14 protein-coding genes are annotated in these 14,716 nt (G+C 42.6%); all 14 read left to right on the top strand.

From position 1 onward, the window contains the following. The first annotated feature begins 999 nt into the window (after positions 1-999). The 14 genes from cysK (at position 1,000) to EO116_RS08115 (ending at position 14,556) form a co-directional block, all read left to right on the top strand. Positions 1,000-1,923 carry a cysteine synthase A gene (cysK, locus tag EO116_RS08180; protein ID WP_127161404.1) on the top strand — a complete coding sequence of 308 codons (924 nt, stop codon included), beginning with the start codon at positions 1,000-1,002 and terminating at the stop codon, positions 1,921-1,923. A 65-nt stretch (positions 1,924-1,988) separates the two neighbouring features. After that, positions 1,989-3,014, top strand: coding sequence for a sulfate ABC transporter substrate-binding protein (locus EO116_RS08175; protein ID WP_127161403.1), 1,026 nt, complete (start codon positions 1,989-1,991; stop codon positions 3,012-3,014). Continuing rightward, the gene (gene cysT, locus EO116_RS08170) at positions 2,995-3,870 is read left to right on the top strand and encodes a sulfate ABC transporter permease subunit CysT (RefSeq protein ID WP_240629156.1); all 876 of its coding nucleotides are present in this window, start codon (positions 2,995-2,997) and stop codon (positions 3,868-3,870) included. Before EO116_RS08175 ends, cysT begins: the two co-directional genes overlap by 20 nt. Before the next feature lie 7 nt (positions 3,871-3,877). After that, complete coding sequence (locus EO116_RS08165) at positions 3,878-4,705, top strand: sulfate ABC transporter permease (protein ID WP_127161402.1); 828 nt, start codon at positions 3,878-3,880, stop codon at positions 4,703-4,705. A gap of 109 nt (positions 4,706-4,814) precedes the next feature. Beyond that, positions 4,815-5,876 carry an ABC transporter ATP-binding protein gene (locus EO116_RS08160; protein ID WP_127161401.1) on the top strand — a complete coding sequence of 354 codons (1,062 nt, stop codon included), beginning with the start codon at positions 4,815-4,817 and terminating at the stop codon, positions 5,874-5,876. Positions 5,877-5,957: 81 nt separating this feature from the next. Then, a complete protein-coding gene (locus tag EO116_RS08155) occupies positions 5,958-7,664 on the top strand; it encodes an adenylyl-sulfate reductase subunit alpha (protein WP_127161400.1) in 1,707 nt (568 codons plus the stop codon). Beyond that, positions 7,648-7,962 carry a ferredoxin family protein gene (locus tag EO116_RS08150; protein WP_127161399.1) on the top strand — a complete coding sequence of 105 codons (315 nt, stop codon included), beginning with the start codon at positions 7,648-7,650 and terminating at the stop codon, positions 7,960-7,962. Before EO116_RS08155 ends, EO116_RS08150 begins: the two co-directional genes overlap by 17 nt. Positions 7,963-7,972: 10 nt before the next feature. Continuing rightward, complete coding sequence (gene cysD / locus EO116_RS08145; protein WP_127161398.1) at positions 7,973-8,872, top strand: sulfate adenylyltransferase subunit CysD; 900 nt, start codon at positions 7,973-7,975, stop codon at positions 8,870-8,872. Next, positions 8,872-10,542 (top strand): sulfate adenylyltransferase subunit 1, encoded by a 1,671-nt coding sequence (locus tag EO116_RS08140; protein ID WP_127161397.1) that lies wholly within the window; start codon positions 8,872-8,874, stop codon positions 10,540-10,542. Before cysD ends, EO116_RS08140 begins: the two co-directional genes overlap by 1 nt. Before the next feature lie 129 nt (positions 10,543-10,671). Continuing rightward, the gene (locus EO116_RS08135) at positions 10,672-11,514 is read left to right on the top strand and encodes an energy-coupling factor transporter ATPase (protein ID WP_127161396.1); all 843 of its coding nucleotides are present in this window, start codon (positions 10,672-10,674) and stop codon (positions 11,512-11,514) included. After that, positions 11,499-12,368 carry an energy-coupling factor transporter ATPase gene (locus EO116_RS08130; RefSeq protein ID WP_127161395.1) on the top strand — a complete coding sequence of 290 codons (870 nt, stop codon included), beginning with the start codon at positions 11,499-11,501 and terminating at the stop codon, positions 12,366-12,368. The genes EO116_RS08135 and EO116_RS08130 overlap by 16 nt, the downstream gene beginning before the upstream one ends. After that, positions 12,358-13,164, top strand: coding sequence for an energy-coupling factor transporter transmembrane protein EcfT (locus EO116_RS08125; protein WP_127161394.1), 807 nt, complete (start codon positions 12,358-12,360; stop codon positions 13,162-13,164). The genes EO116_RS08130 and EO116_RS08125 overlap by 11 nt, the downstream gene beginning before the upstream one ends. Positions 13,165-13,255: 91 nt before the next feature. Then, entirely contained in the window at positions 13,256-14,041 is a 786-nt protein-coding gene (truA, locus tag EO116_RS08120) for a tRNA pseudouridine(38-40) synthase TruA (protein ID WP_127161405.1), read from the top strand. A 212-nt stretch (positions 14,042-14,253) separates the two neighbouring features. Continuing rightward, positions 14,254-14,556 carry a hypothetical protein gene (locus tag EO116_RS08115; RefSeq protein WP_127069059.1) on the top strand — a complete coding sequence of 101 codons (303 nt, stop codon included), beginning with the start codon at positions 14,254-14,256 and terminating at the stop codon, positions 14,554-14,556. The last annotated feature ends 160 nt before the right edge of the window (positions 14,557-14,716 follow it).

The following is a 14,716-nucleotide window of genomic DNA, read 5'->3' as shown; positions in this document are numbered from 1 at the left end:
ATCCACTAAGCCGTTTCCAGCCAGATTGATCAAGTAGCAACTATGGTATACCTCATAAGGCCTGGGATAAGCAGGGCTCATGATTTAAAGGAGCGAAGCGACGTATAAATCATAGAGCATCGCTTAGTTCCTGGCGTAAGGTTTTAAAGCCCCGAAGGGGCGTATAAAACCCACAGCCAAGAACAAATAGGAAGTCGCTGATTAATAAAAAAAGAGCACCCAATAGGGTGCTCTTCTTTTATTAGTTAATAGTCTTAAATCCACTAAGCCGTTTCCAGCCAGATTGATCAAGTAGCAACTATGGTATACCTCATAAGGCCTGGGATAAGCAGGACTCAAGATTTGAAGGAGCGAAGCGACGCACAAATCTTAGAGTATCGCTTAGTTCCTGACGTAAGATTTTAAGGCCCTAAAAGGGCGTATAAAATCCACAGACAGGAACAAAAGGATAACGGATAAAAGCATTTGCGTAAGATTTTGAAGCCCCAAAGGGGCGCACAAAATCCACAGCTAGGAACAAATAGGAAGTTGCAAATGACAAGGTACAAAAATAGCTCTTTCCACTCAGTATACTAAAAGTGATATATATATTACGACACCGAAAGGTGTCTTTTTTTATCTCTACCCATAAAATAATAAAGAACAATTCTCATTTTTGAATTTGCATATTTATGTATATAGTTTTACCCTATAGTGTTCTATAGTTTATATCCAATTGACTACATAGGAATAAGAATATACAATAGTAGACGTTATTATAGCTCGGTATAGAGTAATAACTAGATGCTGTCTATAAGCGTATGTCGATACATATGTAGTAAATATAAAATAAAAATATATATTTATAAAATTAGATATAGATATTATCAATATATTAAATTTATGGATTAATGATCAAAGTATTATAGCGAATAGATATATTTTCACTACATATTACGTAGTATATATTAACCAGCTAGTTATATATATAAAAAATACAGCAGTAAGGGGGAACCAATCATGTACCAGCATGTAACAGATTTAATAGGCTCTACGCCTTTGGTGGTATTGGATGCTTTCACAAAATTATATCAATTAAATGGTCGCTTGTTAGGAAAATTAGAATATTTTAATCCCTTGGGCAGTGTGAAGGATCGTGTTGCCTACGGAATGATCAAAGAGGGGATTGACTCTGGGGTGATACAAAAAGATACGGTGCTCATTGAACCTACTAGTGGTAATACGGGGATTGGTCTTGCCTTTGTAGCAGCGCAAATGGGACTTAAATTAATTCTTGTTATGCCCGACACGATGAGTGTGGAGCGTCAACGTATCGTACGAGCATTGGGGGCGTTGGTTGTGCTTTCACCAGGCATAGAAGGGATGAAAGGAAGTATTCGGGTAGCTGAGGAGTTACAACAAATTCATGGCAATGCTTTCATCTTGCAACAATTTACAAACCCTGCGAATCCTAACACTCATTATGAGACGACAGGTCCTGAGATTTGGAAGGATACGAATGGTGAAGTGGATGTGTTTATATCCTCTATCGGTACAGGGGGAACTGTGACAGGTGTGGGGCGGTATTTGAAAGAGCAAAATCCATCGGTACAGATTATTGGCGTTGAACCTACTACATCGGCTGTATTATCTGGCAAAGAAGCTGGACCTCATGGTATCCAAGGGATTGGAGCAGGATTTATACCAGATGTGTTAGATACTAAGTTGTTAGATAAGATTGTGACAGTCTCTACAGAGGATGCCTACACATGTACACGGACCATTGCTAAAACAGAAGGATTGTTACTTGGTATCTCCTCTGGGTCTGCTTTACAAGCGGCCATACAAATTGGTCAGGACCCGGCCTATAAGGATAAGAATATTGTTGTATTGCTACCAGATGGTGGAGAACGATACTTATCAACAGGTATTTTTGATGTGTAAGTGCGTTATATTGTGCTAAACAAGAGGATAGTATTGTTCCTTAGACATGACGATGGAGGGTATATATGAAACAAAAACGATATAAAAACTGGCTCATCGCCATGATAGGGGTTGCTTGTATAGGGACTTTCACAGGATGTATGAAAGAGCCCAAAATAGTAGGCAATGAGGTACACATTACAAATGTATCCTATGATAGTACCCGTGAGTTTTATGAAGACTATAACCGCCTATTTCGTGAGCATTATAAGGCTATCACTGGAAAGGATGTGCATGTCACGCAATCTCACGGTGGCTCTAGTGCACAGGCGCGGTCCATCATCGAAGGTAATGATGCCGATATTGTGTCCTTGGGGTCTTCACAAGATATTGAAATGCTGAACCGTGTGCACTTGCTCGATACGAATTGGGAGAACATGTTTCCCAACCATTCGGCTCCTTATACGTCGACTATTGTATTTTTAGTGCGTAAGGATAATCCTCAGCATATACAAGATTGGGTAGATTTAGAGAGGTCTGGGATTTCCATCGTAGCTCCAGATCCGAAAAGTTCTAGTGCGGCTTGTTGGATATTCATGGCGGCTTGGGACCATGGACTTAGGGCATACGGTACAGAAACGGGTGCCAAAGGGTATGTAAAATCTCTTTATGACCATGTGAAAGTCTTAGATGCTGGTGCTCGTAGTGCGGCGACGACGTTCGTAGAAAATAAGCAAGGGGATGTGCTCTTGATTTGGGAAAATGAAGCCTTACAAATTGTGAAGAACTATCCAGGTCAATATGAGGTGGTGACTCCTAGCACAAGCATCGTTGCAGAGCCTAATGTGGCTCTTGTAAAAGGAATTACAGATCGAGATCAAACTACAGAGGTAGCTCGTGATTATATTCAATATTTATACTCTGATGAAGGGCAGCGGTTGATTGGTTCTTATGGATTTAGACCGTCCAATCCAGCTATTTTACAGGAGTTTTCTTCGACTTTTAACCATAGGATAGAGTTAACGACTATCCACACCTATGGCGGTTGGGATGCAGTGTATAAAAAGTTTTTTGATGAAGGTGGGGTATTTGATGAAATCTATGGAACATAATACATCGTGGCTTTCACGAATGATAAACCCAACATCGACACGAATCATTCCAGGTATGGGCTTGTCCTTAGGCATTACCATTGCCTTATTATCGATCTGTATCATCATTCCTTTAGGGTCAGTGTTTTCCCATGGACTGTCCTTGCCTTGGGATACTTGGAAAGTATTGCTTACTAAAGCGAATGTAGTACAAGCCTTTACAACTAGTTTATTAACAGCCGCTATTGCAGCTGCTATCAATGTGGTCTTTGGGTTTATCTTGGCTTGGGTATTGGTGCGGTATACCTTCCCAGGGAAAGCCTTGCTGAATAGCATGATAGAACTTCCCTTTGCACTACCCACAGCAGTGGCTGGGATTACCTTATCGAAGCTGTATACCGATACAGGTTGGTTTGGATCTATCTTGTCGCACTGGGGAATTCACGTGGCCTATAGTCAAATCGGGATTGTAGTAGCTCTCGTATTTGTAGGGATTCCTTTTGTGGTGCGGTCTTTGGAACCGGTGCTTGAAACCTTAGATCCTATTTATGAAGAGGCGGCTTTCATGATGGGAGCTAGCAAATTTAGATTGTATCGACAAGTCATTTTTCCTGAATTGTTGCCGCCCTTGTTGACTGGTTTTAGTTTGGCCTTTGCTAGAGGGATTGGCGAATATGGTAGCATCATTTACATTTCAGGAAATAGTTTTAAAAATCACACGCAAGCTGTATCCTATGTGATTATGCAAAAATTAAATTATGCCGACTATAGCAGTGCTACGGCCATCGCTATCGTGCTACTAGGCATTTCGTTTTCTATCTTGTTAGTAGTGAATCTAATTCAGAATCATCACGCGAAGCGTATTAAAGGGAGGTAATAGGTCTATGAAAGGACGATACGGTTCTACCTTGTTAATTCTATTAGCTTGGGTATTCATTATTTTTATGCTCCTTATTCCTATGCTTTCAGTAGTGTTTCAATCTTTATCTTTAGGTTGGCAGTTCTATGTACAGTCTATTAGCACTGTCTATGTGATAAAATCTTTGGGGCTGACTATTTTGGTGATGGTCATTGCTATGTTGGTGAGCGCTATTTTTGGTGTGGCAGCGGCTTTCGCTGTATCGAAATTTGATTTTCCTGGTAAAACGTTGATAGCTACTTTGGCAGATATACCATTTTCCGTATCTCCTGTTATTGCAGGGTTAGCTTTTTTACTCACCTTTGGTCGATTGGGTTGGTTGGGACCATACATCAATCAGTTCAATGCGTGGACGGGTTTAGACATTCGTATTGTCTTTGCTATACCAGGGGTTATTTTGGTGACTGTATTCATGACTATGCCCTTTGTATTCCGTGAAATCTTGCCAGTCCTGTTGAATCAAGGCCGAGAAGAAGAGGAAGCAGCGGCTTTGATGGGGGCCTCTGGATGGCGTATTTTTAAGGATATTACCTTTCCTCACATCAAATGGCCTTTATTGTATGGAATTATCTTGTGCGGGGCCCGGGCTATGGGTGAATTTGGTGCGGTGGCAGCTGTATCTAAGGCGAGGGGATCTACGTTTACCTTGCCATTAGAAATCGACGCTCTCTATATGTCGGGTACTGAAAGTGCCGTGGTAGCATCCTTTAGTGTGTCGTCGGTGCTGATTCTGTTGGCTTTCATCATGATCGCCTTGCGCACCTATGCGGCCCATAAAGCTAGCCATCGGTAAAGCAAGTTAATGATAGAGCGAGGTATCGGTGAGGCAAGTCAATGATACCGTAGGTCAAGGGTTGTCAACGATACGAATTATCATCGATAGAGGTATAGGGAGGAAATGCATGTACGTTAGTTTATCAAATATATATAAAAATTATGGAGATTTTCAGGCGTCGAAAGATGTGTCCTTATCCATTGAGAAGGGCAGCTTGGTAGCCCTCTTAGGACCTAGTGGGAGCGGGAAGACGACCATATTACGGATGATTGCCGGTTTGGAAACACCTGATGAAGGCGATATTTATATCAATGGTACACGGGTCAATACTGTGGCACCTGCAGACAGAGGGATTGGATTTTTATTTCAAAGCTATGCGTTGTTTCGCTATATGACGGTGTTTGATAATATTGCCTTTGGGTTGACAGTGAAGAAAGTGGGAAAGAAGGAAATTCATCGCCGAGTAACAGAGCTCATCGATCTCATCGGTCTTAGTGGATTAGAGGATAGATATCCAAGTCAACTGTCTGGCGGACAACGGCAACGGGTTGCCTTTGCAAGAGCTTTGGCACCGAATCCAGATGTGTTGCTCTTGGATGAACCTTTCGCAGCCATCGATGCGAAGGTAAAAGAAGAGCTTCGCATGTGGCTACGAAATACAATTCAGCAAATTGGGATTACTACCATCTTTGTCACGCACGACCAAGAAGAGGCGCTAGAAATGGCGGATCAAATTGTGGTGACCAACAAAGGTCGTATTGAACAAGTAGGAACGCCACAAGAGATTTATTGCAACCCAAAGACTCCATTTGTGGCTAAGTTCTTAGGGAAGTCTTCTGTCGTAGAAGGGTATGACGTGTTAAAGGGCTTTCAGAAAATCGAAAATGTAAAGGAAGCCTTAATTCGACCAGAATATATCAGTATTCATCCCCAAGGATCATTACACCGCTATCGCAGTGTGGTGGAACTAGGTCATATTGAACATATTTTGTTTAAAGGCAATCGTTTGGAAGTGACCCTGCGGATTGGTGAGTTAGTATTGGTGGCAAATCATACCATCGATGGGCATGCTTTCAAAGTCGGTGATGCGGTGGATGTGTTGATTTCAAGAATATGTATCTATGATGAGACGGATACGTATCTAGTAGAAAATGAAGGTATGAATACAAGTAGCTTGTTCTATATTTAGTATGAAACTTTCAAAAGGTATAGATAAAGCAGAAACAATATATACAAGGGTATACACGCATGGAAGGAAAGGGTGCATAGGATGTTAGGAAAGAAAGAGCGACTGCGCACAGATGTGCTGATTATCGGCGGGGGGACGGCTGGTTGTTATGCAGCGTTAACCATAGGAAAAGCCAGTGATGCTCGTATCATCGTGGCAGAGAAGGCGCATATTAAACGAAGTGGCTGTTTGGCAGCAGGGGTGAATGCTATCAACTGTTATATTTTGCCCAATCGTACAGTCCAAGATTATGTGGACTATGCCACGAAGGATGCGGAGGGTATTGTACGAGATGACTTGTTGCGTACGATGTGCGAACGAGTAAATGGTACAGTCCATGAGCTAGAACGATTAGGGCTAGTGATTTTGAAAGATGACCAAGGCAACTACGTGGCTCGTGGGAATCGAAATATTAAAATTAATGGTGAAAATATTAAGCCTATCTTGGCGAGTGCCGTGGAATCTTTGGAAAATTGTCAGGTGATTAATCAATTAGTTATCACGGATTACATTGTGAAAGATAACCGTATCTATGGGGCTGTAGGATTCCATAAAGAAACGGGCACCATCTATGAGATTGAAGCGACTTACGTGATCTGCGCCACTGGCGGCACCTCTGGGATTTATAAACCTAACAATCCAGGGTTCTCTCGTCATAAAATGTGGTATTCCCCATTCAATACAGGGGCGGGCTATGCGATGGGGATCTTGCAAGGGGCGGAGATGACGACCCTAGAGATGCGCTTCATTGCCCTTCGTTGTAAAGATACTATCGCCCCTACCGGGACTATTGCCCAAGGGGTAGGAGCGAAACAAATCAATAGTCTTGGTGAGAACTATGAAAGTGTATACGGCATCACTACTTCACAACGTGTGTATGGTACCGTACAGGAACAGGTGGAAGGCAGAGGTCCTTGCTATTTAGGAACGAAGGGGATTTCTCCAGACCAAGAACAAGACTTGCTGAAAGCCTACCTCAACATGGCGCCAAGCCAAACATTACGTTGGGTAGAACGTGGACAAGGGCCTGCCACAGAAAATGTGGAAATTGAAGGCACAGAGCCATATATCGTAGGCGGCCATACGGCAAGTGGTTACTGGGTCGATACGCATCGAGAAACGACCATCACTAACTTGTTTGCGGCTGGTGATGTGGCAGGGGGAGCTCCTCAAAAATATGTTACAGGAGCCTTAGCAGAAGGAGAAATTGCAGGCGATGAAATTGTACGACGATACCAAGAGCAAGGTGAAGCATCATCTGCTGGAAATGAACCGTGGTATAAGGAAGCAATCGATGCTATCTTGAAACGATATGCTGAACAACAGGGTGCTAATGATGATTCTGCTTTAGTCCGTATTGAAGAACATGAACAGCGATTACAAGACATTATGGATGTCTATGCCGGTGGCATCAGCCAAGCCTACAAATACACAGAAGAAAGCTTAGGCATTGCGAAATCAAAATTGCAAACTTTAGCCAAAGATGTAGAGCAATTACAGGCCAATACCTTACATGAACTGTCTTACCTCTATGAACTACGAGATCGCATTGTGGTGGCCCAAGCCTTAGTGGCTCATCTAGGGGGGCGTAAGGAAACACGTTGGCACAGCTTTGGAGAACATAGTGACTATCCAAATTGTAGTGACGACGGATTGGTGTACATCAACTCCGTATATCAAGATGGTGAATTTCAGGTCTTTCAACGGCCACTAGTAGAAAAGGGGGATACTTATGAGCATACAAATTAATAAGGATACTTGTATCGGTTGTGGTAGATGCCAGCAAGTATGCCCAGGGACATTAATCTACAAAGATGAGGCGAAGAAAGCCTACATCGCCTATCCTTCTGATTGTTGGGGTTGCGTGTCCTGTGTGAAAGAATGCCCTGTAGGAGCTATTTCCTTTTTCTTAGGAGAAGACATGGGTGGTAAGGGAGCTACCATGGTGGTAACAACAGAAGGTCATTTGTTGCATTGGGATATTACGAAAGTAGATGGCACTGTGCAGCGAATTACAGTAAATGCAAAAGAAAGTAATGCCTATTAAGGAGGTCAATATGAGTCAATTCTCTCATTTAGATGAATTAGAAGCGGAAGCTATATATATTATTCGTGAGGTAGCCGCACAATGTGAAAATCCAGTGATGCTATACTCCATCGGGAAAGATAGTTCGGTGATGCTGCATTTGGCTATGAAAGCTTTTTATCCAGCAAAACCGCCATTCCCATTTTTACATGTGAACACCACTTGGAAGTTCAAAGAGATGATTGAGTTTCGTGACAATGTAGCGAAGGAACTAGGCATCGAAATGCTAGAGTACATCAATCAGGATGGAGTAGATCGTGGCATCAATCCATTTGACTCTGGTGCGGCCTACACAGATATTATGAAAACACAAGCGTTAAAACAAGCGTTAGACAAATACGGTTTTGATGCAGCCTTTGGGGGTGGTCGTCGAGATGAAGAAAAATCTCGTGCGAAAGAACGTATCTTTTCTTTCCGGAATGAGCAACATGCGTGGGATCCAAAGAATCAACGTCCAGAAATGTGGAAACTGTTTAACACAAAAATCAACAAAGGGGAAAGCATGCGTGTATTCCCCATCTCTAACTGGACAGAAACAGATATTTGGCAATATATCAAACGAGAAAATATCGACATTGTACCATTGTACTTCGGAGCAGAACGACCTGTAGTAGAACGAGATGGAAACTTAATCATGGTTGACGATGAACGATTCCGCTTACAAGAAGGAGAAACAGTAGAAAATAAATTAGTTCGATTCCGTACCTTAGGCTGCTACCCATTAACAGGTGGTATTGAATCGAATGCGACTACCTTAGATGAAATCATCGAAGAAACATTGAGTGCCGTATCCTCTGAACGAACTACACGAGTTATCGATAGTGAAGCTGCAGGTAGCATGGAACGACGTAAACGGGAGGGCTATTTCTAATGAAAAGTTTATTGAAATTCATTACATGTGGCAGTGTAGATGACGGAAAATCTACATTGATTGGACATATCTTATACGATTCCAAATTATTATATGCAGACCAAAAGGAAGCTCTTGAATTAGAAAGTAAGGTAGGCAGTCGTGGTGGCAAAATTGATTATTCCTTGTTGCTAGACGGTTTAATGGCAGAGCGTGAGCAAGGTATCACCATCGATGTGGCGTATCGCTATTTCACAACAGACCATCGCAGCTTCATCGTGGCGGATACACCAGGTCATGAAGAATATACTCGCAATATGGCGGTAGGGGCATCCTTTGCTGACTTAGCGATCATTCTAGTGGATGCGAAGCAAGGGGTGTTGGTGCAAACACGTCGTCATGCTCGTATCTGCGCCTTAATGGGTATCCAACATTTCATTTTTGCAGTGAACAAAATGGACTTAGTGGACTATAGTGAAAGTCGATTTCAAGAGATTCAAGCAGATATTCAAGCATTACAACAAGAATTGCAACTGGCGGACATTGCTATTATTCCTGTATCGGCTACAGAGGGGGATAATATTACCGTTCACTCTCTGCACATGCCTTGGTACAAGGGCAATACCTTGCTCGGCCATTTAGAAACAGTAGATATCCAAGCTTTTGAAGAAGAAGGCTTCTATTTGCCAGTACAACGTGTATCACGACCAGACCATACGTTTAGAGGGTTCCAAGGTCAAGTAGAAAGCGGTACTCTTCGTGTGAATGACACAGTGTGCGTATTGCCAAGCGGTGAAACGGCAGTGGTGAAATCTTTAATTCGAGGCTTTGACTCTGTTGAGGAAATTCATACAGGGGAAGCGGTGACCATCCAATTAGACCGTGAAGTAGACGTATCTCGTGGTTGCGTTATTGTGAATGGCACAGAGTTACAGGTCAGCGCAAAGTTAGAAACGACGTTACTATGGATGGATGACACCACATTACAAGAAGGTAGAGAATACCTTATCATGGCAGGTACGAAATTAGTATCTGGGGTAGTGAGCAAAATCCGTTATGCTGTGGATGTGAACACTGGCAATCATGTGGAGCGCGATGGATTGAGCAAAAATGAAATTGCTCGTTGCGTTTTAACCTTGCAAGAACCGATCGTGGTGGATACTTTCACTAAGCATAAAACATTGGGCGAGTTCATCCTTATCGACCGTGTAAGCCATATGACAGCGGCCTGTGGTGTTATCCAAGATACCCTCGATAAAGGAGAGGAACTGTACACATTTATTGGCGATGCCGTGCGTGGTCGTGGCGATATTTTTGAAGAATTCTACTACGATGTGGAAGGGTTAACCGTAGATAAAGTAAGACCTGAATGTGCCACATACCATGTGGGTGATGCGATTCCGTTGACAGGAGATAGTTACCAATATCCAAGTACTTTCGATATCTTAATTCTACGTGATAAAGTCTATATTTCTGTGCGAGATGGTGTCATCACAGCCATCGCTCCATTGCGTGAGTATACGTACCAAGGTGTGCCATTGCTAAACGGTCGTGGCTTTGGTATTGAGGTACACTCTGGCGAAGAATATACTCAATTCTTAGCGGATATTGAAGATTCTAAGAATCTAAATGATACTTTCGGAAAATGGTTGACTTTCACAAGTTATCGTCACATTGCTTTCAAAAAATAAATTGCATTGTTAACCATATAAACCTACAGCAGGTTGCCTATTGTCCTAAACCTCTCTACAAGGTATAATGAAGTAGATTGTAATACGAAGTAACAATTGTACTTACGTAGAGAGGAAACCAAAAACAAGATGAAACAAGTTATGATCAGTACGGACCATATGAGTCATGTGTATCAAGATGAAATGGGCCGTGAGGTACACGCCTTGCAGGATGTGAGTGTTCACATTCATGAAGGTGAGTTTGTTAGTATTATAGGGACCAATGGGAGCGGTAAAAGTACTCTAGCCAAACATTTTAATGTCCTATTGCAACCTACATCTGGTACCGTTACCGTGTTAGGAATGGATACAAAAGAAGAACATTTAATTTGGAATATTCGCCAAAATGTGGGCATGGTATTCCAAAATCCAGATAATCAAATCGTGGCAGCCATTGTAGAAGAAGACGTGGCGTTTGGGCCAGAGAATCTAGGCGTGCCAGCCCCAGAGATTCGCAGTCGTGTGGATGCAGCCTTGGCGGCGGTAAACATGTCGGACTATGCGTTGCATGGACCTCATCTATTATCAGGGGGACAAAAGCAACGCATCGCCATTGCTGGCGTTTTAGCGATGAAGCCGAAATGTATCATTTTAGATGAGCCAACGGCTATGCTCGATCCCAAAGGGCGCAAAGAAGTCATGGATACGGTGTACCGTCTCAATAAAGAAGAAGGCATCACTATCGTATATATTACGCACTTTATGGAAGAAGCAGCTTTAGCAGATCGTATCATTGTGATGAAACAAGGTAAGGTCATCGATGAAGGAGCTCCAAAAGATGTATTTATGAATGTAGATACCTTAAAAGGTCTTGGTCTAGATGTGCCGGTGCCGTCAGAAGTTGCAGTGCGCTTACAGGAAAAAGGGGTATCTATGCCAACAGGTATTACCACTAATGAAGAACTAGGGGAGGCCATATGTCAATTCAATTAGAGCATGTAACCTACACCTATGGACAGGGGACACCTTTTGAAAAAACGGCTTTGCACGATGTGAGCTTGACTATTCACGAAGGTGAATTTGTAGGCATCATCGGCCATACAGGGTCTGGTAAATCCACCTTAGTTCAACATTTAAATGGCTTATTGCATCCTACCACAGGCACTGTGAAAGTGAATGGTGTGGACTTAGTGGGTAAAACTGAAGAAGTGAAACAAACACGCCATAAAGTGGGCATGGTATTCCAATATCCAGAGCATCAACTCTTCGAGGAAACCATTGCTAAAGACATTGCCTTTGGACCTAAAAATTTAGGCTTTGATGAGGCAGAGGTGGACCGCCGTGTGCGAGAAGCCATGCAATTTGTAGGCCTAGACTACGATACCTATGCAGAGCGTTCTCCTTTCCATTTGTCGGGTGGACAAATGCGCCGTGTGGCTATCGCAGGGGTTATTGCCCTAGATCCAGACTATTTAATTCTCGATGAACCATCTGCTGGACTTGATCCATTTGGACGAGAAGAAATCTTTGGAGAAATCGTGAAATTGCACAAGGAAAAAGGGATTACCGTTATTCTTGTATCCCATAATATGGAAGATATTTCTCGCATGGCGAATCGATTGATTGTTATGCACCAAGGGCAAGTCTTATTAGACGGCAATCCTATCGAGATTTTCCATAATGACCGTGAGATATTGCAATCTGCTGGTGTGGATGTACCGCCATTGTCGCAAACATTGCAAGCTTTGGCAGAACGAAATATACCTGTGAATATTGACCGTATTCATGTCCATGAGGCAGTAGCAGATATTTACGACTATCTCAAGGAGGTGCACCATGCTAAGTAATATTACTATTGGCCAGTACTTCCCAGGAGATTCCGTACTCCACCGCATGGACCCACGGGCTAAGATTATAGCCACTATGATTTTCATCATTGCCATATTCTTTGCGGACAGCTTGGTAACCTATAGTATTGTGGCAGCCTTTACCTTTGGCTGTTTGGGGCTATCTCGTTTGCCAGTGCGGCTCGTGTGGCTCTCCATTAAACCATTGTGGATTATCATTGTATTCACCTTGGCTATTCACGTATTCACTACGCCGGGGGAATACCTATTCACCTATGGATGGCTGCACATCAGCCGAGAAGGTCTTAATTTGGGAGGCCTTATGGCAGGGCGATTGATTTTCTTAATCGTATTCTCCTCCTTATTGACTTATACAACATCCCCTATCCGATTGACGGACGGTATTGAAAGACTCCTAAATCCATGGAAACGTTTTGGCGTGCCAGCTCATGAATTGGCTATGATGATGACCATTGCCTTGCGATTCATTCCCACACTATTAGAGGAAACAGACCGCATTATGAAAGCACAAGAATCCCGTGGTGCTGATTTTACTACAGGATCCTTACTGAAACGGGCAAAAAATATGGTACCTTTACTTGTGCCACTATTTATTAGTGCTTTCCGTCGTGCCGATGAATTGGCAGTAGCCATGGAATCTCGTTGTTACCGAGGCGGAGAAGGACGTACTCGCTTGAAAGAATTGCAATACAGTCAATTAGATACCTATGGTATTGGTGCCGTGGTACTTGTGAGCGTTGTATTAGCCGTATTGCGCTGGGGCTTTGGTATATAAGAACTAATTGTATAGGCTAGTCACAGATATGCTAACCGCAGATATATATCATAAGGTAAAAAAACAGTAGAAAGAATAGGACATGCCAGATATGACAAGAACGATACAGCTCATCGTCGCCTATGATGGCACAGAGCTCTGTGGCTACCAACGGCAACAGAACGGACCTACAGTACAAGGTTATTTAGAAGAAGCCTTATCTAAGGTTTGTAATGAGCCCATCACGATTTATGGTTCTTCGCGGACCGACGCAGGTGTCCATGCTAGAGGACAAGTAGTGGCGTTTACAACTACGGGGAAGATTCCTGTAGACAATCTGATGCGTGCCCTCATCGCCCATATGCCACCGTATATCGTGGTCCGTGAGGCACAGGAGTTGCCATCGGATTGGAACCCACGGAATTATGTGAAAGGGAAAGAATACATTTATACCATTCATAATGATCCTGTGGTAGACCCACTGCAATTGCGCTATGCCTACCATGTGCGTAAACCTTTGGATATAGAAGCCATGAGGAGAGCGGCACAAGTCCTAGAAGGGACACATAATTTCAGTACCTTCAAAGGCCATAATACGACAGTACAAGATCCAGTAAAGACTATGTATGCGGTAAAAGTCATCCAAGATGGAACGACTGTACGAATCCATGTGTTGGGAGATGGATTTGTGTACCACATGGTGCGGAATATGGCAGGATTTTTGGTGGATGTAGGCTTAGGTCGCTTTCAACCAGAGGCCGTGCCACGGATCATCGCTGGTGAGAATAGACAGCTTATAGGAAAAACAGCACCTGCCCATGGACTGTGTTTAGATACAGTGTTTACCGATGAGGTTAGCTTACAAGAACGGGTGCAATGCATAACTAACCGTGTTTAGGGGTATGACCGATTTCAGTAGGTTACTATGAAAGCGGATGCATAGACAGTGTCCCAACACATACTATGATTACTTGGGTGGTGTATAGCCTTAGTATGTATGTGTGCGACACGAAGCATAGGTGCAAGTAGTTATGTAATTGCTATGGACTATAATATTTGTTAGTATATAAGCATAGCCCTACCATAGGGCGTACAATGTAGGAGGTTATCATGAAAGAAGACGGAATCCACACGCATATTGCGATCAAAATGCCAGAGTATATTATTGATGTAGATGAATTGGTGAATGATCCAGTAAATCGTCGTAAATTGGCTCGATTCATTATGAAGCGCCATTTAGATATGGACAAAATTATTGAAGAATTTGTAAACAATCCAGAGAATGAGCAAGAATTAATGCGTTTTGCTGCATCTGTGGTATTCTCCAAAACAGGCCGTGATATGAACGAATATAGCGAAGACTTGTTGCCATTATTCTTTGAAGAAGCGGTGTACGAAGATGATTTGTTATAATTGCATAGATGGCAAGAAATAAGAAAAAAGGACTGTAATGCATGTATCGAGTATATGTATACAGTCCTTTTTGCAATTTACTTTGTTTGGCTCTTTGTCAAATGTGGGGGCTACTCATATAATAAGTTCTTAGCACTAGCTATTCAAATAGCTAGTGCTA

Origin of the sequence: Veillonella sp. VA137 (assembly GCF_003992015.1) — a bacterium.
Lineage (GTDB): Bacteria > Bacillota > Negativicutes > Veillonellales > Veillonellaceae > F0422.
Note: the sequence above shows the minus strand (reverse complement) of the source record. Positions and strands in the feature narration are given on the sequence as shown.

Excerpts from the sequence above, each read along its gene's own strand:
- cysK (WP_127161404.1), top strand. The coding sequence starts at position 1,000 with ATGTACCAGCATGTAACAGATTTAATAGGCTCTACGCCTTTGGTGGTA.
- EO116_RS08155 (WP_127161400.1), top strand. The coding sequence starts at position 5,958 with ATGTTAGGAAAGAAAGAGCGACTGCGCACAGATGTGCTGATTATCGGC.
- cysT (WP_240629156.1), top strand. The coding sequence starts at position 2,995 with ATGAAATCTATGGAACATAATACATCGTGGCTTTCACGAATGATAAAC.
- EO116_RS08160 (WP_127161401.1), top strand. The coding sequence starts at position 4,815 with ATGTACGTTAGTTTATCAAATATATATAAAAATTATGGAGATTTTCAG.
- EO116_RS08140 (WP_127161397.1), top strand. The coding sequence starts at position 8,872 with ATGAAAAGTTTATTGAAATTCATTACATGTGGCAGTGTAGATGACGGA.
- EO116_RS08115 (WP_127069059.1), top strand. The coding sequence starts at position 14,254 with ATGAAAGAAGACGGAATCCACACGCATATTGCGATCAAAATGCCAGAG.
- EO116_RS08175 (WP_127161403.1), top strand. The coding sequence starts at position 1,989 with ATGAAACAAAAACGATATAAAAACTGGCTCATCGCCATGATAGGGGTT.
- EO116_RS08125 (WP_127161394.1), top strand. The coding sequence starts at position 12,358 with ATGCTAAGTAATATTACTATTGGCCAGTACTTCCCAGGAGATTCCGTA.
- EO116_RS08150 (WP_127161399.1), top strand. The coding sequence starts at position 7,648 with ATGAGCATACAAATTAATAAGGATACTTGTATCGGTTGTGGTAGATGC.
- EO116_RS08165 (WP_127161402.1), top strand. The coding sequence starts at position 3,878 with ATGAAAGGACGATACGGTTCTACCTTGTTAATTCTATTAGCTTGGGTA.
- EO116_RS08135 (WP_127161396.1), top strand. The coding sequence starts at position 10,672 with ATGAAACAAGTTATGATCAGTACGGACCATATGAGTCATGTGTATCAA.
- cysD (WP_127161398.1), top strand. The coding sequence starts at position 7,973 with ATGAGTCAATTCTCTCATTTAGATGAATTAGAAGCGGAAGCTATATAT.
- truA (WP_127161405.1), top strand. The coding sequence starts at position 13,256 with ATGACAAGAACGATACAGCTCATCGTCGCCTATGATGGCACAGAGCTC.
- EO116_RS08130 (WP_127161395.1), top strand. The coding sequence starts at position 11,499 with ATGTCAATTCAATTAGAGCATGTAACCTACACCTATGGACAGGGGACA.